The organism is Stenotrophomonas sp. JAG2 (assembly GCF_041080745.1).
GTDB lineage: Bacteria > Pseudomonadota > Gammaproteobacteria > Xanthomonadales > Xanthomonadaceae > Stenotrophomonas > Stenotrophomonas maltophilia_AA.
Map to the genome: position 1 here is coordinate 160,003 of NZ_JBEUMH010000004.1, position 21,856 is coordinate 181,858.

A 21,856-nucleotide genomic window follows, 5' to 3' on the forward strand; every position below is an offset into this window, starting at 1 on the left:
AGGAAAGATCAGGGAAGAAGGAAGACAGCGCAGCTCATCCGGCCGGACGACGGCCCTGCACCAGCACGCGCGCGGGGAAGCTCAACGACGCCGGCGGCCGCTCGTCGATGCGGCCGATCGCGCGGATCGCCTGCAGCACCGCTTCATCGGCTTCGGTATTGCCGCTGCCGCGCGCGAGCTCGACGCGGGTCACCTGCCCGGCCTCGTCCAGCCAGACGTTGACGGTCAGCTGGAAGGCCAGGCGCTGCACCTTGGCGTCGCGCGCCACGGCCTGTTGCAGCACGTAGCCCAGGTAACGGCCGTAGCTCGCATTGCCGGCGCCACCGGCACCGGTACCGCTGCGCCCGCCACCCGAGCCGGACTGGATGCCGAAGCTGTCGCCGCCGGCCTGCGCGTCGGCATCCATCGTCACCGGGTCGGCGGTGTCGGGCGTCGGCGCTTCTTCGGTGGGCTTGGGCACCTCGTCCAGCGGCTCGGGCTCGGGCATGACCTCTTCAGGGGTCACCTCCGGCTCGGGCTCGGGCTCCGGTGGGGGCGGCGGCGGCGGTGGCGGCAACATCACCATCGGGATCTCGGCCACGGGCCGGCGCGTACTGGCGGTGTCCTTGAACAGCAGGTACCAGAGCAGCAACGCCACGGCCGCCAGGCCGACGATCAACGCCGCCACGGGCCACCAGCGACGCCACGCGGGCACGCTGTCACCGCTGCGGGAGTGGAGGGAAGTCACGCCCTCACCCCTGCACTTTGCCGGTGACCAGGCCGACCTGGGTCAGCTCGATCTTCCGCAGCAGGTCGAGCACTTCGACCACGCGCGCGTACTGCACCTGCGCATCGCCGCGCACGATCACCGGGATATCCGGGTTCAGTGCCTTCTCCGTGCGCAGGCGATCCTCCAGCTCGGCCAGGCTGACCGGGTAGGCGTCCAGGAAGATCTGGCCGGCGTTGTCGACCGTGATCGCCTTGGTCTTGGGCTTCTCCAGCGCCATGCTGGAACTGGCCTTCGGCAGGTTGACCTCGATCCCGGGAATGGTGGCGTTGCTGGTGAGGATGAAGATCACCAGCACCACCAGCAGCACGTCCACGAACGGGGTGACGTTGATGCCTTTCTCGCGTTTCTTGATGCCGAACCGCTTTGCCCTGGCCATGGTGGTCTCCTCAGGCCAGCGCCGGGCGCGCTGCGGCGGCCGGTGCGGTGCGGTCGAACTCTTCAGCCAGGCGCGCGGTGAACTCGTCGACGAACACCGACATGTCCGCCGCGATCGCTTCAGCGCGCGAGGCCAGCCAGTTGTAGCCAAACAGGGCCGGGATCGCGACGCCCAGACCGGCCGCCGTACACAGCAGCGCCGCCGCCATACCCGGCGCCACCGAGTTGATGTCCACCGCGCCGGCCATCGCCGCCACCGCGAACACCAGCATGATGCCGATCACGGTGCCGAACAGGCCAATGTACGGCGCGCCTTCGATCGTGGTGGACAGCCAGTTCATGCGCTTGGACATGCGCTCGGTCTCGCGCGTGACTTCGGCATCCATCGAGGCGCGGATCGAGGTGATCGCCGCGGCGGTAAGGCCATGGTGGTGCGAGCCGCGCCCGTCCATTTCTTCCATGGCGATGCGGTACAGCCGCCACAGCGTGGAGTTGTCGCGGATCTGCGGAGCCAGGCTGCCGGTGCGTTCCAGTGCCTGCAGCGACGCGACCGGTGCACCGGTGACCTTCTTGTACTGGAGGGTGAAGGCCTCGTTGGCCTTGGCCACGGTGCCGAAGTAGCGGCTCTTGGCGATCATGATCGCCCAGGACAGGAGCAGCATCAGGCCCAGCACGATCACCACCACCCAGGCATCGACCGGCATCGCCTTGAGGATGAAACCGAAGTGGCTCACGCCGGCCGACTGCTCGTCTTCGCCGAAGGCGATCAGGCGCGATTCGGCCCCCTGCGCGGTGGCATCGGCCAGCAGCGCGGTGGCCGGGCGGGCCACCTTGGACACGCGCACTTCATCGATCACGCCCAGGAACGGCTGCGCGGCCGGAAGGGCGGCCGCCTCGCCCGCCGCACCCGTGGCAAGGGCGTCGCCACCGAGCAGGGCCTCACCGGTGAACGCCGGCAGGCCGGTGGCCAGACGCACCGCTTCGCGGCCGGCGGCATACAGGATCACCGCATTCTCGGTGCTGGTCACCGCCACGTGTGCCCACTGTCCGGCCACCAGTGCCGGGATCGGCTGGCTGCGCTGGTCGTTGACGCGCACGTAGGGCACGCCGTTGTCGAGGCCGACGAGGAAGACGTTGCCGCCTTCGCGGCGCGCATAGATCGCCTGGTCCGGGCCGAGCTGGTCCGGTTTGATCCAGGCCGAGACGGTCATCGCACCGTTGGCCGCCACCGCCAGCGACGGTGCACCCGGCAGGTGCAGCGGCGCGCCGGCCAGCTGTGCACCGCGGCCGATGATCGCGCCGTCGGCGGGCTTGAACTCACCGGTGAGCGTATTGACGTACGCCGTGGTGTCACGTGCCTCGGTGCCGCTGTCGGCGAAGTGGTAGACCGCGCTGTAGTCCGGATCGAACACGCGTTGGCCGTTGGCCGCCGCCGGTGCGCCGGCGTTGCCGTAGTACATCCAGATCGTCTGCGCCGCGGTGCCGCTGAGCGTGGGCACGTCGACCCAGATCAGGGCCATGCCCAGCGCCGCGTCGTATTGCTCGACCTGGTGGTTGAGCACGGTGTGGCCGTCGGCCCCGACGAAGCGCAGGTCGTTGCCGCCTTCGGCGACGCCGTCGAAGGCGAAGTTGCCGGTGTGCAGGCGGATCAGCACGGGCGTACGGCCGAGATTGCCGCCCAGCGCGGCCCCGTTGGGGCTGGCATCGAGCGTGATCGGCTTGCGGTACTTCCAGTCGGCCTGCCACCACGCGGTCTCGGCGTGGGCGACGCTGAGCGTGGACATGCTCAGGCAGAACAACAACAGGGCAAGAAGGCGTTGCATGGACGGTATCTCCGGAAAATGCTTGGGAAAGTCAGGCTCAGTAGCTGGCGCCGACGCTCAGGTGCAGGCGGTTGGCATCTTTGGTCGTGGTCGGGCCGTCGTGCAGCGTCCGGCCGTAGTCGAAGCGGAGGTTGTAGTGCTCGCCGATGCGCAGGCTGCTGCCTACGCCGACCGCGCTCATCGCGGCGCTGTCGGCCTGTTCGGGCAGCGGCCGGCGCAGGCCCAGCCACGCACCGTCGAGGAAGCCGTAGAAGCGCCACTCCTGCAGGCCCCACAGGCCGAGCGGGCGCGTGCGCCATTCCAGCGTGGCCAGCGCGCCGTAATCGCCGATGCCTTCGGCCGAGCGGTAGCCACGGGTGGTGAACATGCCGCCGGCGGCGAACTGCTCGCCGGAGACCAGCGGCTGGTCGGTCATCTGCGCCGACAGCCGCGCGAACCACTGCGCACCACTCTCCAGCGTGTAGGTGTCGCTCAGTTCCAGCTTGAGCGCGAAGAAGCTGGGATCGGCATAGGCGCGCTTCCAGTCGAACTCATCATCGGTACTGCCGTAACCGAACAGGCTGCGCGCACCGAACACCGCCTGCACGCCGACGTTGAGCTGGTGCCTGGTGCCCTGGCGGAAGCCGCTGTAGGCCACGGTCACCGGCGCGTACTTGAGCGGGGCGAAATCCGAGGCCTGGCCGACCATCGCGACCGATTCGTCCAGGTCCTTGAAGTCGACACCGGCCGAGAGCTGGTGCCACCAGGCGCCCGTCATCGGGAAGGTGTGGCTGAGCTTGACGCCGACCGCGTGGCCCTTGCCGGTGACATTGGTCTGGCCGGTGGACACCACGTTGCTGTCGGAGCGGTAGCCGGAGAAATCCAGCATCCAGTCCGGGCTGCCCAGCGGCAGACCGTAGGCACCGGACCACACGTTGGCCTGGTCCAGGTCCTGCGGCGCGGCGAAGAACGTCAGCGAGGCGGTGTGCTCGCGCTGCCAGAGGTTGTCGTGGCCGACCGTGAGGAAGCTGCGCAGTGGCTCGGTGTCCACGCTGTGGTCGTTGTTGAGCGTGGCGCTGTAGCGCCAGGGCGACGTGTCATCGACCTTGAGCTCCACATCCATCGTGCCCTCGGCGGCGCCGGGCTTGACCAGCGGCACCACCTGGCGCTTGCCGCCACGGTTGAGCTCGGTCAGCTGCGCCTGCGCGCGTTCGAAGTCCGGCACGGCGCCCGCCTGCAGTGCCGGCACGCGCTCGGCCAGGCGTGCGGGATCGTTGTGCTCGGCGCCGACCACCTTGACCTGGCCGATGCGGGTCTCGGTGACCTGCAGGATCACCACGCCGCCGCTGACCTGCTGCTCGGGCAGATCCACATAGACAGACTGGTAGCCCTTGCCCTGGTAGGCCGACTGCAGCGCCACGCGCGCTGCTTCGACATCCTGCAGGGTGCGGTCCGGGCCGAGATGCGGGGAGACCGCCTGCTCGATGTCGCGCGCGCCGAGCACGGTGTTGCCGCGCACCAGGTACTCGTTGATGTTGACGCGGGCAGCCGGGGCCGCCGCGGCCGCCATCGGGGCAGCGACGGCGTCGGCGTCGGCGTCGGCAGGCGCGGTCTGCGCGTTGGCCAGCGAGATCGCGCAGAGCAGGCCCAGTGGCAGGGATGCCCGTGCCAGCGCCGGGGAGATTGAAGACATCAGTGGCTTCTCAATGCGGAAAGGGATTCAGATGCGCAGGAGGTGAGCGTGCGCAACGGCGGTAACAGCGCCGTTGCACCGGCAAGGCAGTTGCGTGCGCGCGCATGGCGTTGGCCATGCGCGCTGGCCAAGGGCAGGAAAGACGTCGTCATCACTGTCGCTTCGTCGTCGCAGCGTCGAGGCGGGCGCGCTGCTCGGTGCTCAGCTCACCCATGCCGACCACCTGCACCACGCTGTCCGGGTCGTAGCGATCCTCGTGCTTCGGCGGTGCGACGCTGCTGGTTTCGCTGCCGAAGCCCAGCACCTGCACGCTGATGGTGGAGGGGCGGGTCTGCTGCGTCTGGCGCTTGACCATCTCCTGCGCCGCCTGCACTGCGGTGTTCGCCGCCGCGCTGGCCGAGGTCAGCGCACTGACGTTGACCGCCGCGACCACCGGAATGCCCACTGCCTTGCCCTGTACCTGGATGTTGTCGGCATTGAGCACCTGCAGCGCGGCCAGGTTGACGTTGCCCGAGACGCGGATGCCGGCCTCGCCTGCATCGATGGTGCCCAGCGGCGCGATCAGGTCGATGTCGCCGGGCGGAATCTCCGCGATCGGGTTGAGCGTGGCGATGCCCGCACCGGTATTGGGGGTGTTCGGCGACAGCGCGACGTTGCCGACGGTGTCGTAGACGCGGCGCTGCGGGGTGTAGACCACCGTGGTCTTGCTGCCGCGGCCGGCATTGATGTCGCCCTCGGCCGACCACGCCAGGATGTTGCCGCCGAAAGTGGTGAAGATGCGGCTCTGCCCGAGCAGCAGGCTGCCGCGCGAGTAGATGTTGATGTCACCCTCGCCCTGGGTGAGCACACCGGAACCGGCCCCCGGCAGGAAGCCACCATCCACGCCCACCAGGGTGCGACCGCCGGGCACCAGCAGATGGATGTCGCCGCCGAAATCGGTGTGGATACCGGCGTCGTTGACACGGTAATAGCGCACCCCGGTGGTGGGGCGACCGGCGGCAATCCAGTCCGCTTCGCTCAGGTAGGTCTGACCCGGTTTCGGGCGGCGGCCCGCCGCCGATTCGAGCACGCCCTCGTAGTACAGCGCACTGCTGAACATGGTCAGGTCGCCCTGGTAGGCGATCTCGCCCCCCTTGGCATCCTTGGTCGGCAGCAGCGTGGCGATCGCCTCGCGGCCGCGCAGATAGCTGCCTTCGCGCGGTCCGTCGACGGCGGTGTACTCACGGCCGGCGGCCTTCAGCTCCGCGTAGTACACGTTGCGCAGGAATGCGCTCTGCTGCTCGGCGGGCAGCGCGGCGAAGAAAGCCTGCGCGTCCATGCTGGCGGCGTCGAAGTGCAGGCCGCGTCCGTTGGCGCCTCCGAAGCGGCCGGTCAGCCAATTGACCAGGTGCAGTTGGCTCTCCAGCTTGAACTCCCGGGCGAGGTCGCGGCTGGCGGCCGTGCCGCCGCTGGCCACCGCCGTGGCGTGCGCCTGGTCCAGGGCCTGCTGCTGTTGTGCCAGGAACGCGGCGGCGCCGGCCTCATCGCCGCCGTAGCCGAAGTGCGCCTGCAGCCATTGCGCCAGCGACACCGCGCCGCCGTAGACACGGACGACCTTGCCGTCCTGATCGCCCAGCGCGCGGCCGGGATCGGCGAGGTTGGCCGCATCCAGATAGCGTGCGGCGAAGGCGTTCCAATCCGCGCCGTGCTCGCCAAGACCGGCCGCCACCGCGATGCTGGCGCCGCTGCTGCGGTCGCCGGGCGTGGCGCCGGTGACCGGTCCCAGGCTGCGCAGTTCGCCCTTGTCGGCCATGTACACGTCGCGCCCGGCGCTGATGTCGAGCAACCCGGGGCCGGCGACGTAGAACGTGCTGAAGCGGATGTCGCGCCCGGCCTGCACGACCGACACGTCGTCGGCACTGGTATGCACGATCAGGTTGCCGCGTGCGGTACCGCTGGCAATCGCCGTGGGCCGGGGCTCGGCGGCAGGATCGCCGCGGTTGATGGTGCCCATCCAGCCCAGCGCACCATCGGCATTGCCAAACACCGTGCCGACGTTGTCGAAGGCACCCAGCGGAGTGCCCGAGTTGACGATATCCCGGCCGGCACGGATGGCGACGGCACCACCACCGTCGTACCAGGTGTTGGTGATATTGGTGGTGACACCATTGTTGAAGACGCCGTACTGGGTATCGACCACGCTGCCGCTGCGCAGCCCGACCAGATCGCCGTGGAGCGCGTAGTAGCGCGAAGGCGCCTGGCCCACGTGCACGTAACCGGACGCGGTCGGCGAAGTGAAGGAGAACAGCGGATAGATCTGCAGGGAGCCGTTGGCGCGATCGCCTGAAATCAGCACGCTGGGCGCCAGGGCGCCGGTACTGACGTTGTGCAGGAATTGACGCCCGTACCACATCTCCTGCCCCAGCCCGACGAAGCCGGGATTCCAGGGATTGGGCAACGCGGTCGGGTCTGCGCCGGAGGTGCCGAAGCCGGTGCCGTTGGCATAGATCGAGCCGGCCGCGAGCAGTTCCAGTTGACCGGTGCCCTGCGCGTCGAACTTCCCGTTCACCGGCGACGGCGCCAGTACCACGCCCGCCACGAAGTCCTCGTTGTTGGTGCCGGCGGTCGGGGCCGTGCGGGCGCGACCGTAGTAGATGCTGCCGCTGGCAGCCACCGCACGCAGGACCGAGGGATACACGTGATTGCCGTCGGTCGCCCGGGCGTCGGTGCCAGCGTTGCGGTCCTGCATCGCCAGCGACGGCGTCAGGTTGCCGCCGGCGGCCATCAGGTCCACCGCGGTGGACGGGGTCCACAGCGAGAACCAGCTCCAACCGCCGTCCTGGTAAGCGTTGCCGCCCACGCTGAAGGGCGTGCCATTGTTGAACTGGGCGACGCGCCCCGGATCGGAGACGGTGCCCAGCACCAGGTCGCCACGCGCATCCAGACGGGCGCCGGCATCGCCGAGCACCAGGACCGGACCACCGGCTGCGGTAGCGGCCGTTGCGGTATACACGTCGTAGGGGCGCGACTCCTTGGCGTCCTGCCGGTTGCCGTAGCGCAGTTCCACGCCGCCCACCGACCCGGCTTCCAGCCGCAGGGCCCCGCGCAGGTTGGTGAAGCTGCCGTTGACGTCCAGTCGCTGCGCGTCGTTGACGGTGATCTCGTTGGCCACCGGGGCGCTGTTGCTGCCTGTGAAGGAGCGCAGCGCGGGGTCGGCATTGAGGCCGCCGCCGATGCGGATGTCCAGATCGCCGCCGCCGGTCTGTACCAGCGCGCCATCGGCGCTGACCCTGCCGGTGCTGGCAACGGCCAGGTTCAGGCCCGCGCTGCGGGTGATGTACGCCGCGCCATGGTCGCCGCGGCTTTGCAGCATGCCCGCATCGCCGCCCGCCTCCAGCAGCAGGTTGCCACCACCGAGCGTGCCGAAGCCGGTGAACCCGATCAGCTGCGGCATGTTGACGAAATTGTTGTTGTAGTTCGCGTTGTCGGGTGCGGCAACGTACGTGCCGAAGTTGATCCACCAGGCGGTCGGCAGACCTTCCGCACCGGGCTGCACGCTGCCGGTACCCTGTCGCCACAGCCAGTTGCCCACCGATGCGCTGGTGCTCAATCGCGGTGTGGCGATTCCCAGCGTTTCCGTACGCGTCAGCGCTCCCTGACGCCCGATGCTGTCGCCCGAGATGTTGCCACCGGCGCGCAGCAGCAGGTTGCCACCTGCTTCGGGATACCACGCCTGATACAGGCTCTGGCTGCCGCCATCGACAAGGTGCTCGAACACCTCGCCGGCATCTCCCAGCACGCTGTTTCCGAGCGGATTGGCATTGCCGGGGGCGACGCGCGCGCGCGCCTGGTTGTACGGATCGCCCCCGTTGCCGGCCAAGGCAGCCGACGGAGTACCGGCGGTGTAGACGCCATACAGCGAGGTGGTGGCGATGTCCTTGCCGGAGACCAGACGCAGGTCGCCGGTACCGGTGCGCACCACGCTGGGCAACTGTTCACGCCCGGGCAGTGTCCTGAACTCGGTGTCCGGCGGAACCTCTGGCGAGTCGATGGCAGCCACACCGTCGAAACCGAACTCGTTGAGGTTCTCCGGACCGCTGTACACGAAGCCCCACATCATCAGTTCGCTGAGCTGGTCCTCGGTGAACGCAGTGCCCGTGGTGGGGACGAAGCTGACGATGTACTCGCCGTAGAATTCCACGACCAATCGTTCGAACGCTTCGGTGTCGCCCCACAGGTACGTCGCCGGCGAGCCGGTCCCGGGAATCTCCACCACGGCGCCCCCCTGGCCGTAATGCGGATCGGACAGGCGCAGGCTGCCGGTGCCGGCAGGATCCACCGTCAGGCGATCCGCGGCGGCCATATCGGCGCCCGCCACCAGGCTGATGTCCCACGATTGCGAGCCGGCCGCCAGCATCGGCGCCAGTGCCCAGATGCGACCCTGGTTGCCATCGGCGTCCACCGGTCGCAGGTTCACCGTGGTGGCGTCGCCGGGCAGCTTGACCTCGGTGTCGCTGGGAATGAAGGCGCCCTTGGCCAGGCCGAGGTCAGCGGCCAGGGTGACCAGATTGCCGAGTGGCGACGCCGGCAGGGCCACACCGGCCGGCCAGGTCATCGCCGCGATGCGGGCGGCCAGCGGCAGGCGCAGGCCGGCCGACAGACGCGCGCCCTGCGGCAGCGTGACCGCATCGGCCAGGACCGTGCCTGCCGCATACAGCAGCGCACCGGAGGCATCGTGGACGGCCGCGCCCAGTACGGTGCCCTTGGCCAGCGCCAGCGGCAGCGCGAGACGGGCGTCGGCGGGCAACAGGGTGCCAGCGGCCATCTGCATGTCACCGATGGGCAGGTCGTAGTTGAGCACCTTGCCCGAATTGAACACGGTGCCGGCGGCGAGCGTGACCAGGCCGCCATGCGGCACCACCACGTCGCTGCCGAACAGCTGGCGGCCGGCGGTGAGGTACCAGCCGTTGTCGTCGAACGTGGTGCCCAGGCGACTGCCATCGAAACCATCGCTGATGCTGCCGAACACCTCCAGGTCGCCCTGCGCGCGCAGCACCAGCGCACCGGCCTCACCGGAGCCGCGCACGCCGGTGCGCTGGCTGCCGGGGTTGAGGCTGGCGTAACGGTGCGCCGAAAGATCCAGATCGCCATCCACGTGCAGATTGCCGTCTGCATTCACCGCCAGGTCGGCCACGACCTCCACGCCCGGGCGCAGGTGGAACGCATCGCCGTACGCGCGCAGGCCCGCCAGGCGCTGGTCGACCAGTGCGCTGTTGGCGAGTGCGGCGTCGATGAAGGTGGTGCTCTGGGCATGCAGGCGGTCCAGGTACGCCTGGTCGATGACCTGGTAGGTTTCGCCGCTGGTGCTGGCCTCCGTGCCTGCCGCTGCGCTGTTGTCGGTGATGAAGGCATTGAGCTGGATCGTCTTCGCACCGTCGATGCTGATCGGGCCGCCGGCCGCGATCGCCACGTCGTTGCCGCCCACGCGCGGCGCGTTCAGCGCCACCGTGCCGACATTCCTGCTGCTGCCGGCCACGCGCAGGTCCATGCGTGCGCCACTGGCGATGGCCAACGTGCCACGCCCCGAATCGATCTCGATGGTGGCGCGGTTGGGCGCGTCGATCGCCGCCCCGTAGCTGTCGCGGCGCAGTACGCTCGCGCTGGCATCCAGCACGGCCGCGCTGCCCAGGGTGACGCCATTGCGCGCGGCCAGACGGATGCTGCCGGCCTGTTCGCCACTGGCATCGACGGTGCCGTTGACCCACAGCTGACCGTTGTCCAACGCGATGTTCACCTCACGCGCCACCACTTCGTCGCCCAGCGCAAGATCACCCTGGCCGATGCGGAAGCTGCGCCCACCGGTGACGCCATCGCGGGTCAAGCGCGAATTGAGCCCACTGAAATCGTTGATCCCCTGCCCGTGCAGGTCGATGCGCCCGGCGCTGTACGGCACCTCGGTGCCACCGGCGTCGTAATGCCCACTGCTGCTGCCCAGCAGCTGGCCGGCCAGATCGAGGGTGCCTGCGGCGGCGTGTGCAGTGAACGTGCCGGCGCGGTTGTTCTGCGCGGCCAGGCTGATCTTCGCGCCGCTGTCCTGCTGCACGTCGCCCTGCCGGCTGTCGATCAGTACGTCACCGCCCCAGCTGTACTTGGCGGTGTCGAAGAAGGCGATGCGGCGGCCAGCGAGGTCCAGCTGCGCGCCATCGGCGAGGCGCACGTCGCCCTGCGCCGCGAGGCGCAGCTTGCCGCTGGGCAGCAGCACGGCGGTGTCCAGCAGCAGGCTGCCGTCGCGGCTGTCCAGCGCGATCTCCGCGCCCAGCGCGGCGGCCAGGGTCGCGTTGTCGGGCGCGACGGGCGCGCCGTTGCCGGTGACATGCAGGTTGCCCCCGGTGGTGATCGTGTTGACCGACCCGGCTGCGCCGGTCAGCAGCGGCGTGTTGATGAACAGCTCGCCGCCACTGCGGGCGTAGGAGCGGGTATCCGCATTCCAGTCACCCTGGGTCTCGAAGATGCTCAGGCTGCCCTTCTGGTTGGCGGTCACGCGGCCGCTGGCGTTGAGGTGCACGCCGGCGAAGCCCAGCGCAAGGCGGTCCTGCGCGCGCACGGTATCGGGCTGGGTACGCGGGCCGTAGCCGAACACGATGTCGCGGGCATCCACCACCAGCTGGCCGTGGCCGGTGCCCGGGCCGTCGGCGACGATGCTGCCGGCCGGCGCAAGTGCACCGCTCCAGATCAGCGTATCGGTATGGATGCGGGCCACTGCGTCAGCGTCGCCATACCCGTAGATGGCCGGCGTGCCCAGCACCAGCTGCTGCAACGCCGACTTGCCGGTGACCGCATCGTAGGTGGACAGCGATACATCGCCGTAAAAGTTGACCGACTCGCGTGCGGTCAGCGACAGCGCTTCCAGTGCCGGCGCACCGACGCTGGTGTCGCCCAGCAACAGCCGACTGAGCACGTCCTGGTTGAGCGTCATGCCGGCCGGCAGCGTGCCGCGCGCGGTGGCGTCGGCGATCGCCTCGGCACTGCCGACGTTGATGCCACCGACCGCCAGTGCCAGGTTGCGGGTGCCATAGCGCACCGCATCGCCCAGCACGAAGCGGTTGTCGGTCGCCGTGGCGATGGTGCCTTCGGAGTACAGACGGGTCGTGCCCGCGCATCCGCTGAGCACGGCGCAGGCCCCGATCTCGATCGTACCGGCGCCGTTGCCCTGGCTGTCGGCCGCTTCCGGCGCCAGCAGGTTGATCTGCCCGTTGGAGACGGCCAGCAGCGCAGTGCGACCGGGCGTATAGATGTAACCTTGCGCGGCGTCATAGGCGGCGGCGCCCTGGCCCAGCGTGTTGATGCCCGCGCCCTGTTCCAGGGTGATGCCACCCGCCTGGCGACCGGTCATCAGGAAGACCTCCGCCGCCTCCAGCTGCGCACCGGCACGCATCACGATGCTGTTGCTGGACCCGCCGCCTTCGATGTTGATCACGTTGGCCGACTGCAGCGAGCCGTTGGCCGGATTGGCGTAGGTGCTGCGCAGGCGGCCGCCGATTTCCAGGCGCGCTGCGCCGACCCGGTTCAGCTCGCTGGCATGCATGGAAATACCCGCGAAGTCCTCGGTCGCTTCCGTGCCGTCGGCGAGAATTTCGTAGTTCGTTGCATTGAACAGACGCGCGACCGAACCGGTGCCCGCCGTGGCGGGAGCATCCAGCACCGTGGCGTTGAACCGCAGCGAAGGCAGCTCCAGCGAGCCGGCCACATCCGGGCTGGTCACCATGAAATTGACCGCCTTGGCGTCGCGTTCCAGCAGCGGGCGCGGCGCCCCTTCGCGCGCGGCCTGCTGCAGCGCGAAGGTGGCGTAGCTGGTTTCGTTGTACTGCGAGTAGGTGCGCAGGGTGTCGGCGGCGGTCACCACCCACTGCGTGGGCAGCGTATCGCCGCTGCCGGTGTTGGCGACGCTCTGCCGCGCCGAGGTGCTCCACGAGCCGTTGCGCATGGCCTGGGTCGTGCCGAACGCGGTGGCACTGCCGGCAAGGCCGTTGCGTTCCACGCGGAAGGCACCCGGCAGCAGTGCATAGCTGGACGGCAGCAGCGTATAGGTGCCTGCCGGCAGCCCGGGGATGCCGGCGCCGAGGGTGATCTGCTGGCCGATGGCCGGATCACCGGCACCGCGCTCGGCACCGATCGGGGCCTGCCCGGCCTGTATCCCGGGCAGGATGGCATATACCGGGTTGGTGGACAGGCCCGGCAGCGTGAACCCATCGCGGTCCATCTGCACCAGCGGGTTGAGGCGCGCATCGGTGGAGCCACCGCGACCGGAGAGGAACGCCGCGCCGGTCAGCTCACCGCCGCCGGACAGATCCAGCACCGCGCCGGCCTGGGCGTTCACCGCGTGCGAGCGGAACTCCACCGCCGGTTCACCGCCCACGCCCTGGTAAGCCACGTCGACGCCGTTGTAGTTGTAGACCAGCCCGTCGACCGTGCCGCCGTAGGGCATCACCAGGCCGTTGGCGCTGACCGAGGTGACGCTGCCCGGCAGCAGGTTGACCACGCCGGTATAGCCGGTGCCATCGGCGCGACCCAGAATGATGTTGCCCAGCGGCGCGCGCAGTACCCCGCCCTGGTTGACGGTGGCGGCACTGAAACGCATCGTGCCGAACACGCTGTAGGGCTGCGGCGGCAAGGTGCTGCCGATGCGCTGGATGTCCAGTGCCCGGTCCGGATCCAACTCGGTCGTAAGCGCGCCCCATTCGTTCAGCAGGGTCCGCAGGCCCACGGTGACGTTGCCGCTGCCGTAGATCTGCGCCGCCGCCAGGGTGGTGTCGCCGGGCGAGAACAGGTCGGCCTCGCGCAGGCGCAGGTCGCCCTGGCTTTCGATGCGCACCGCGCCGAACGCGTCGCGCTTGACCGCCAGCGGGTCGACCGCGTTCTGCACGATTTCACCGTTCGCGCCGAAGCCGACGATGCCGACCACATCGACCAGGCTGCCTGCGAACGTGATCGACGCCGCGTCGGCGAGCGCGGCCACGCCCAGCGAGCCGGACGCCGGGCTGATATTGCGCGAGCCGGTGACCGGGTTGGGCATGATGGTGCTGTCCGGCTGGCGGCGCGCCGAGCCGGCCAGGCGCAGGTACGGTGCGGACAGCTGCACCTGGCTGTCGCGCGTGGCATCCGTGGACAGCCCCAGCGCGCTCGCCGTGAGGTACAACGCCTGGCGCATGTCGAGCGCTACGTCGCCATCGAAGCTCAGCAGGCCATTGACGTACAGCGAAGCGGTATCGAAGCCGCCGGCCTGGATCGCATCCACGCCGTAGCGGGCCTTGCCATAGACCAGGGTTGGATCGAGCTCGCCGGCAACGGCCTCCGTGCCCAAGCCGCTGCCGCTGTAGTGCTGTTCGATCACCAGCTCACGCGGGACGCGCACGCCGTCGGCGACCTCGATGCCCTTGCCGCTGAAGCGCTCGACCGGCCCGTAGATCGGCGTTTCAAGATTCAGCGCCAACGTGCCACCGCGCGCGCCGCTGCCACCGGCGGCGGCATGCAGGGTGCCGTCGACGAACAGCCCATTGCTGGCACTCAGCGCGATGACGCCGCCGTGGCTGGCAATGGGGGTCGTGCCGAGATCGGGCAGGTCCAGCACCGCCTGCGCACCGGAGGCGTCCAGGCGGGCGCCCTCGCGCACCACCACGAATGCATCGATCGCCGGGAGGTTGCGCGATGCGAGGTCATGCCGTGCGCCGACCTCGATCGTGCCACCCGCCAGCACCTGGCCGTGCCGACCGCCGGCTTCATCCAGGGCCGTATAGGCCATGCCGGACACGTCGAGCACGGCCTGCTCACCGATCCAGATCGAGCGCGCGTTGGGCGTGCCCTTGGGCAGGTTGAGCAGACTGCCTTCGCCCAGGTCACCGCCAAGTACCGTGATGCGTCCACCGCGGGCCTGCAGGGCACCGTCGAGGGTGATCTGTGCGTTGCCGGTCAGGGTGATGGCCTGGCCGGGATCGACGTTGATCCGGCTGTTGCGGCCGATCTCCAGATCGGCCGCGTTCTGCGGCGTGCCGGCGGTCAGTGACAGCCCGGCGCCCTTGCGCAGAATGACCTCGCCGCTTTTCGGATCGTCCTGCTGCAGCGGTGGCAGCCAGACCGACAGGGCATCGTCAGGATCGGCACCGGTGGCCAGCGCACGCGCGGCAGCGAGGTCGACCTGCAGCAGCGGCATCGCCACGTCCAGGTGCGCCCCCTCGACCACCTTGACGCCATCGCGGCCCACCACGTTGTATTGCTTGAAGCCGCTCTGGAACAGACCGGTGTCCAGCGCCAGGAACGACTGCACCGGCACATCGCGCTGCCAGACCGTGCCGACCGGCAGGCGGGTGCCGGCCGGGACCGTGATCGCGGCAGTGGCCACGGTACCGGCGACGTAACGGGAGGTCTGTGCCGGAATCGGCAGACCACCGGGGAATACATTGGCCGGCAGCACATAGCCGGCCGGCAGGTCGGTGATGGTCCACAGGGTGGTGCCTGCCGGCAGGATCTCGCCGGCGGACCGGACCGGGCCGTAGTCGGCCAGCTGCACGGCAGCCGGCAACAGCCACGGTGCCTGTGTGGTCACCGGCTTGGTGCTGCTGACCTCGGGCCGGATCGTGAGCGGCATCGGTTTGCCGCCGGCCACATGGGTAATGGTGATGGAGAAGCTCAGCGGTATCACGTCGCCCGGCTGGAGCGTGACGTCGGCGGCCAGGCGTACCGGCAGCGTGCTGGCCTGGCCGGCGGCCAACTGCTCGATCGCATCCGGCACGTCGCCACCGATGCTGACCATCGTGCCGTTCTCGATGTTGAGCGCCCCGCCGCCCTTCACGCCGTGGCCGCGGATGCTGCCATCAAGCGACAGCACGCCGCTCCCCATATTCTGCCCTGCGGCCAGGGTGATGCTGCCGCCCTTGCCACCGGTTACATCGCCCTCCTCGCCCATGGCCGCACCGGAGGACACGTCGATCACGCTGCCCTTGCCCAGGGCCACGTTTCCGGTGCTGCGCACCGCCACGCTGCCGCCGTCGAGGAACGGCAGTCCGCCGATGGCCGCCGGGTCCTGCGCCTGGTTGGTCCACAGGCCACGCGCGTCGAGGGTCACGCCATCGCCGACCAGCACCTGGTGCAGCAGGGTATCGCCGGGACGCGCGCTGATCGGCAGATCCTGCCACTCGATGCCGCTCGAGGTGCGCTGCACGACCATGTCACCCAGTGCGATGCTGCCGCCCCGGGCACGCAGATCGGCGTTGATGCGGACATCGCTGGCATGCAGGGCGATCGTGCCGCCCAGCGCAACCTCGAGCGCCTGGTCGACATCGATGCCGGCGTGCGCGTACACCTCCACGCCGCCGAAGCGCTGCGCGTTGAGCCAGGCCGCGTCCAGACCGATGACGCCGATGCCGGAGACACTGGCTGCATCTCCACCGATGGCCACATGTTCGGCCAATGCGGCCGGGCCGAAACGCTGCTGTCCGCTGTTCTTGTCGTAGTACGGCAGGTAGCTGCCGATCACCAGTTGACCCTGGCGTGCAACGCTGGTCTGCCCCTGCTGGTAGCCATCCAACGCAGCATCGCGGGCGCGTTGCTGGCGGTCGCCCTGGAAGGTGGTGGTGTCCACGTCGCCCTGCAGCTTCGCTGCACGGGTGGCGACGATCAGCCGGCCGGCATCGCGGCCCACGGTGTAGCCGTTCTCCAGCCTGCGCTGCGGTGCGATCAGCGGGTTGTAGTAGAACTCGGTATTGCCCCAGCGCGCATGGGTATCTTCGAACCCGCGGTACAGCCCGCTGTAGAGCAGATCGCCCGGCGCGGTGGAGGCGTTGTAGAGCTTGCCGTCGGCACCCTTGAGGTGGGTCAGGTTGACGTAGCCGGTCTGCACGTCCAGCGCGCCACCGGAGAGGTTGATGCTCGAGCCACGCTGCGTGGTCACGTTGCCGCCGGAGAACTGCACGGTCCCGCCCTGCGCCGACCACTCACCGATGCCATGGCCGGTCACCCCGAGGTAGCCGCCGACTTCCAGCAGGCCACCGGCGGTGTACCAGCGATCCGTCTCATAGCCGTTGGTGCCGGCCGGAACCAGGACCAGATCGCGCCGGTCCAGCCAGATGTTCCTGCTGTTGAGCGACTTGTCGTCACGGTTGACCGCGGCGTCGCGCTGCTCGTTGCCCTGCACGTTGATCTGGACGTTGTTGGCCTCCATCGCGATCTTGACCCCGACGTAGCCGGCCACGTCCAGGCGCGCGCCCTGGCGGACCTCGCTGTCGACGGCGTCGACGAAGATCTGCCCGCCCGTCGCCAGCGTCAGGCTGTCGTCATCGAAGGCGACCTTGCCGCCTGTGCTGATCTGCACCAGCGACTGGTCGCGGCGATGGGCGATACCGTCGCCGACCTTGTCCGATTCCTGCACCAGCGTTTCGCGCTGGACGTCCAGCGCGGTGGTGGCGCTGGCATCGAGCACGATCGCGGTGGTGCTGCCCTGGTCCAGCAGGACGCTGCCGGTGGTGTCGGCGCGTTCGTTCTGCAGGTGTATGGTGCCGCGGGTATGCACCGAGCTGGTCGAGATCAGTGCACCCTGCTGGCGCACGTCATGGCCGACCAGGGTGATGTCGCCGGTGCTGGCCTGGATCAGGCCGCTGTTGCTGACCACGCCACTGGCGGTGGCCACGACGGCATCGGCTGCCACCGGCTTGCGCAGCGTGGTGACCACGTTGCCACGGGTGGTGGAGGTCTGGTTCTGGTCGGTGCCCATGCCCTTGCGGATCACGAACGCATCGCCGGCGGCCAGCGTGGTCTGCCCATTGGCGGTGGTGATCTGGCCGTGGTTGTGCACCTGGCGGCCGAGCAGCAGCACGTAGCCGCCGCCTTCGGTGACCGAGGTGGGCACCGCCGTGGTGATCTGCGCACCGCGCTCCACCACCACGTCACCGGTGGCCGCACCATGGGCGAAGCCGTTGGTGGTGGTGGTCAGTTCGTTGCCGAAGGTCGGGATGAAGGCATTGCCCTGCGCGTCGCTGTACAGACCCTTGCGGAACTGCGCGTCGCTGATGTTGACCGCCGAGGCGGCCAGGTTCTTGACGTTGACCTGGCTGCTGCCGTCGAACACCACGCCATTGCGGTTGACCAGCATCACCGTGCCCTGGCCCTGGATGCGGCCGAGGATCTGCGACGGGAGCGCGTTGGGATCATTGACCCGGTTGAGCAGCGACCAGCTCGCCTGCTGGTCGAAATCGACCACGGTGTTGCGGCCGACGTTGAAGGTCTCCCAGTTGAGGATGGCCTTGTCGCCGGTCTGGGCGATGCTGACGGTGGTGGTGCCGTCTTTGCTGCTCTGGGTCGGAGCGCTGGCGTTGAACCAGCCGCGCGTCAGGGTGTCGTCATCGATCTTCAGCCCGCCCTCGCCCAGGCCATCGGGCACCTGGCCGGCGCGCAGCCGCGCGGCATCGCGCGCGGTCTGCTGCATGCGCTGCTGCATGGCGATCGCCTGCGCGGCCGTGTTGAGGTTCTCCAGCGAGGTCTTCAGCGTGTCGCGGGCCTGCTGCGCCTGCTGGTCGGTACGCACCAGGTTGGACGGCATGCCGTTCGGCAGGCGGCCGGTCTGCGCGGCGGTCTGCTGCTGCACGCCCTTGTTGGCGAACCATGCCGGGCTGAAGGCCTGCTGCGCGTTGACGCCCGCCGCGACGCCACCGGCCATCAGCAACACCGCGATGGCCTGCGACAGTGCGCGCACCTGCGGCACCTGCGGGGCCGTGCATCCGATCGAACCGCTCTGCTGCTTCACCATCGCTGTCACCCGTCGCAATATCGTTCGCTGATAAGGGCAAGCGCGTGCTTCCGTCCTGCAGCGCGATCCCGTCCATGGCAGGAGCGAGCGTGGCAGTGCAATGCGATGCGCTTGTTACGAGGGATAAGACGGGGGCCGGTGACAACGACTGAACCGTTGCAATAAAAAATTCATCTGCGCACGCGCCGCTCAGCTCAACAGCACGACACCGCCGGGCATGCTCACTACCTTTGCGCCATAGGCGTCGCGCACCAGATCGATGAAGGTATCGATGCGCGCGAGTGGAATGCGCGCTTGCACCCGCCGTGCAGGCAATGCGCTGCCGGTCAGCACGATCCGGCCGGTGCGGTAACGGTTGATTTCGTCCACCACGTCCTGCAGCGGCTGATCATCGAAGACCAGCCAGCCGCGCCGCCACGCATCGATGCTGTCGGCCGCGACTGGCGCCACGGAGGCGATCCGGTCCGCTGTCAGGCGTGCCTGCCACGAGGGCTGCAGCACCACGGTGCGTGGGCCACGCACCAGTTCAGCCCGCCCGGCCAGGCAGGTGATGCGGGTATCGCCGCCGACGCAGCGCACATTCACCCGCGCACCCGGCGCCGGCATCAACCGGGCACCGTCGACACCGATCACGAAGCCGGTGGCCGCCGACGCCGGCAACGCGAACTGGGCTTCGCCCTCGGTCACCACGATCCCGGCCGAACCGTCGGCGGGACGGCGCATCGTGGTGCGCGCGGCCATGGCCACGGCGACGCTGCCGATGCTGATATCGCGGCGCTCGCCGGTGGCGGTGCGGTAGTCGGCGCCCAGCGCGTCCAGCGCCGGCCACAGGCCCAGCGGCGACTGCACTGCCACCCAGCCGACCGCGGCGGCGGCCGCAGCGCCGCCCAGGAACGCACGGCGGCCGGGATTGAAACGGCGGGGGCGTTGCCGCACCGGGAGGGCGGCTGCGGATGCGCTCAGCGGCACGCCAGCGTTCACCGCCGGTGCCTCCGCGGGCGCGGCACTGGCCTGCAGCGCCGGCGCCAGCGCTGCCCACAGCCGGCGTGCCTGGGCGAAGGCCAGCGCATGGCCGGGGTCCTGCGCGCGCCAACGTCGGAATGCCTCGGCATCGGCGGCAGTCACCGGGCCGGTCTGCAGGCGCAGCAGCCAGTCGTGTGCCTGCGCCTGCAGGTCGGCGGAAATCGGAGCGGGCGTGGTCTTCATATCTGTCATGACGGTTTTCCCGCCCCGGGACCGAAACGCTGCACGAGTGGCCGGTCCAGCCGACCTGCGCAGTGCTGCAGCGCCTTCTTGAGGTCCTTGCCGATCATCCGCGAGGAGACCCCGTGCTGATCGGCGATGGTGTCGATCGGCTGCTGGTCGATGCGCGCGGCGATCAGGATGGCGCGCTGGCGCTCGGGCAACTCGCGCAGGGCCTCGGCCAGCGCCGCGATCTCGGCCTGGCCATGCGCCACGTCGGACGGGTCCAGGGAATCCGGCGTTTCCTCCATCAGCGCCTCCACCTCGGCACCGGTCAACACCCGGCCGTAGGCGATGCGTTGATCGGTGGCGGCATTGAGCGCCATGCGGAACAGATACGCCACCGGATTGCGCTGCGGCTGCGTGCTGCCCATGCGTTCCACGCGCAACCAGGTCTCCTGCAGCGCATCCATGGCCAGATCGTCCGAGCCCAGCCGGCGCCGCAGGCGTTTGCGGAAGGCCTCGTAGTGATCCAGGAACAGGCTGCGCAGGCCCGCCATCACCGGCTCCGGCACGGCGGGGTCGCGCCGGTCGCTTCCGGCAGCAACAGCAGCGTGATCGGTTGAGGCAGGTCGGCCGGCAGGCCCGGCAACGGCAGGTCGCGCACCCGCCGGACGATCGCCGCGTCGCGCACCGGGTCGCCGGTGGACGCCAGCAGTTCCGGCGCGCGGATGCGTCGATCCGGTTCGGTCAACCAGAAGCGCAGGCTGGCCCGATAGCTGCCCGGCCGGGTCAGTGCCGTAGCGCACAGCGCCTGCTCCAGCGAGTGCTGGATCACCTGGGCGCCGCGCTGGCGGGTCCGCTCGGGCAGCGACGGTGCAGGCATGGGTGTGGCATCGGGCAGCACCTCGTCGGCGTCCACGGATCCCACCGGCACCAGGGTGAACGCACCGTTCTCCACGAAATGCGGAACCAGCCCGGTACCGCTCAACATCCGCTGCAACGCGTCGCGCCGGGCGTACCGCCCCGACAGCGCGGTCGAACGCAGGCCACCCAACAAGCGGGCATCGATCAGTACCGCCACCCCGGTGATCTCCCCATACGACTGCAAGGCCTCCGGCAGCGGCTGCGCCGGAACATCGAACGTGTACTGCGTGTGCGCGGCATCAACGGTGTCCTGGGCCAGGGCCATCGCCGGCGGCCAGGTCAACGCGAGCAGGAGAAACAGCCAGCCACACGGGCGCAGAGAGTTCCTGCGCCGGCCGCCGATGCGCTTGCCTGCCCGCCCCTGTTGGTCATGCGCCCCGGTGTCATCAAACTGCATGCAAGACGCGCCAGCATCACAACGCCAAGCCGGTCACGTTAGGTCGGTTTCATTGCAGAGCGGTGACAGCCATGCCGGACCTTCGACCACCCACCGCAGCGGGCCTGTGCATCGCCCTGCTGGCCGTGCCCTGGGTCGCCCGCGCGCAGACCGCCCCGCCGCCCGCCTGCATTGAGGTGGAGGTCAACGGCGAGCGTATCCGCGATTACGACTGCTTCAGCCGGCTGCTCGCGCCTGCGGCGGCCTCGGCGGCACCCGCACAGGCACCCGGCTCCCTGCTGATCGTCCGCCAGCCACCGTCGGCGCTGGGGTTGGCCCATCGCGCTGCTACCCAGCAGCGCATGGGCACCGCGTTCGGGATGTCGACGCAGCCGCAGCGCCCGCCGCCCCCGCCGCCGACGGTCCGACCGGGGCGATGACGCTCAGGGGAGGGGCGCGTCGACCACCGCGGGCGATGCCAGGGACAGCCCGAGATTCAACGGCTGCCGCATGTCCGGCGGGGGCGCGGGCAAGGGCGTGTCGCGCAGCAGCGCACGCAGATCGGCATCCGCAACGGCGTTACCCAGCGAGGCGAAACGGCTGTCGGTGATGGTGCCACTGGCATCGATCCACAGCGATACCGTCAACGCAGCAGCCGGATCGCTGCGCTCGGCCAGCCGGGCCTGCAAGCGCTCGACGCGCGGATCCGCCGGGTCGCCCAGGCGCTGCGATACCACTTCACCGGCCTGCGCGGCGTAGGCCATCCAGTGCGCCGGTGCGGCATCGGCTGCCGTGGCCCCGCTGGCCACGACCAGCCCACCCAGCACGCCCCAGCGACGGGCCTGCCGCCACCACTGCTGCAGCCGCTGCCGCCACGCATGCGTGTGTACTGCCACCACCGTCATGTTGCCCACCCCGAAAAAGAAACCGGGCCGCGCAGGGGCGGCCCGGTGGGCGA

10 protein-coding genes are annotated in these 21,856 nt (G+C 69.5%); 1 reads left to right on the forward strand and 9 read right to left on the reverse strand.

Going from position 1 to position 21,856, the window contains the following annotated elements:
- Window positions 1–34: 34 nt before the first annotated feature.
- The 8 genes from AB9O74_RS06665 to AB9O74_RS06700 all read right to left on the reverse strand — a co-directional run bounded on the left by AB9O74_RS06665 (window position 35) and on the right by AB9O74_RS06700 (window position 20,919).
- Window positions 35–727, reverse strand: a complete 693-nt coding sequence (locus AB9O74_RS06665; protein ID WP_369348816.1) for an energy transducer TonB — start codon at window positions 725–727, stop codon at window positions 35–37.
- A gap of 4 nt (window positions 728–731) precedes the next feature.
- The gene (locus AB9O74_RS06670; RefSeq protein WP_088433529.1) at window positions 732–1,145 is read right to left on the reverse strand and encodes a biopolymer transporter ExbD; all 414 of its coding nucleotides are present in this window, start codon (window positions 1,143–1,145) and stop codon (window positions 732–734) included.
- 10 nt (window positions 1,146–1,155) lie between these two features.
- On the reverse strand, window positions 1,156–2,967 hold the full coding sequence (locus AB9O74_RS06675) for a DUF2341 domain-containing protein (protein ID WP_369348817.1): 1,812 nt from the start codon (window positions 2,965–2,967) through the stop codon (window positions 1,156–1,158).
- 37 nt (window positions 2,968–3,004) lie between these two features.
- Window positions 3,005–4,639 (reverse strand): ShlB/FhaC/HecB family hemolysin secretion/activation protein, encoded by a 1,635-nt coding sequence (locus tag AB9O74_RS06680; RefSeq protein ID WP_369348818.1) that lies wholly within the window; start codon window positions 4,637–4,639, stop codon window positions 3,005–3,007.
- Window positions 4,640–4,790: 151 nt separating this feature from the next.
- Window positions 4,791–18,413 (reverse strand): filamentous haemagglutinin family protein, encoded by a 13,623-nt coding sequence (locus tag AB9O74_RS06685; RefSeq protein ID WP_369348819.1) that lies wholly within the window; start codon window positions 18,411–18,413, stop codon window positions 4,791–4,793.
- A gap of 189 nt (window positions 18,414–18,602) precedes the next feature.
- Window positions 18,603–19,628 (reverse strand): DUF4880 domain-containing protein, encoded by a 1,026-nt coding sequence (locus tag AB9O74_RS06690; RefSeq protein WP_369348820.1) that lies wholly within the window; start codon window positions 19,626–19,628, stop codon window positions 18,603–18,605.
- Window positions 19,625–20,155, reverse strand: coding sequence for an RNA polymerase sigma factor (locus AB9O74_RS06695; protein ID WP_369348821.1), 531 nt, complete (start codon window positions 20,153–20,155; stop codon window positions 19,625–19,627). The genes AB9O74_RS06690 and AB9O74_RS06695 overlap by 4 nt, the downstream gene beginning before the upstream one ends.
- The gene (locus AB9O74_RS06700) at window positions 20,155–20,919 is read right to left on the reverse strand and encodes an STN domain-containing protein (protein WP_369348822.1); all 765 of its coding nucleotides are present in this window, start codon (window positions 20,917–20,919) and stop codon (window positions 20,155–20,157) included. The genes AB9O74_RS06695 and AB9O74_RS06700 overlap by 1 nt, the downstream gene beginning before the upstream one ends.
- Before the next feature lie 71 nt (window positions 20,920–20,990).
- Between AB9O74_RS06700 and AB9O74_RS06705 the strand changes: the two genes are divergently transcribed.
- The gene (locus tag AB9O74_RS06705) at window positions 20,991–21,338 is read left to right on the forward strand and encodes a hypothetical protein (RefSeq protein WP_369348823.1); all 348 of its coding nucleotides are present in this window, start codon (window positions 20,991–20,993) and stop codon (window positions 21,336–21,338) included.
- A 3-nt stretch (window positions 21,339–21,341) separates the two neighbouring features.
- Here the strand turns inward: AB9O74_RS06705 and AB9O74_RS06710 are convergent, their stop codons facing one another.
- Window positions 21,342–21,803, reverse strand: coding sequence for a hypothetical protein (locus AB9O74_RS06710; RefSeq protein WP_369348824.1), 462 nt, complete (start codon window positions 21,801–21,803; stop codon window positions 21,342–21,344).
- Window positions 21,804–21,856: the final 53 nt, after the last annotated feature.

Coding starts and splice junctions, on each gene's coding strand:
- AB9O74_RS06690 (WP_369348820.1), bottom strand. CDS start 19,628: ATGACAGATATGAAGACCACGCCCGCTCCGATTTCCGCCGACCTGCAG.
- AB9O74_RS06685 (WP_369348819.1), bottom strand. CDS start 18,413: ATGGTGAAGCAGCAGAGCGGTTCGATCGGATGCACGGCCCCGCAGGTG.
- AB9O74_RS06680 (WP_369348818.1), bottom strand. CDS start 4,639: ATGTCTTCAATCTCCCCGGCGCTGGCACGGGCATCCCTGCCACTGGGC.
- AB9O74_RS06675 (WP_369348817.1), bottom strand. CDS start 2,967: ATGCAACGCCTTCTTGCCCTGTTGTTGTTCTGCCTGAGCATGTCCACG.
- AB9O74_RS06710 (WP_369348824.1), bottom strand. CDS start 21,803: ATGACGGTGGTGGCAGTACACACGCATGCGTGGCGGCAGCGGCTGCAG.
- AB9O74_RS06695 (WP_369348821.1), bottom strand. CDS start 20,155: ATGGCGGGCCTGCGCAGCCTGTTCCTGGATCACTACGAGGCCTTCCGC.
- AB9O74_RS06705 (WP_369348823.1), top strand. CDS start 20,991: ATGCCGGACCTTCGACCACCCACCGCAGCGGGCCTGTGCATCGCCCTG.
- AB9O74_RS06670 (WP_088433529.1), bottom strand. CDS start 1,145: ATGGCCAGGGCAAAGCGGTTCGGCATCAAGAAACGCGAGAAAGGCATC.
- AB9O74_RS06700 (WP_369348822.1), bottom strand. CDS start 20,919: ATGCAGTTTGATGACACCGGGGCGCATGACCAACAGGGGCGGGCAGGC.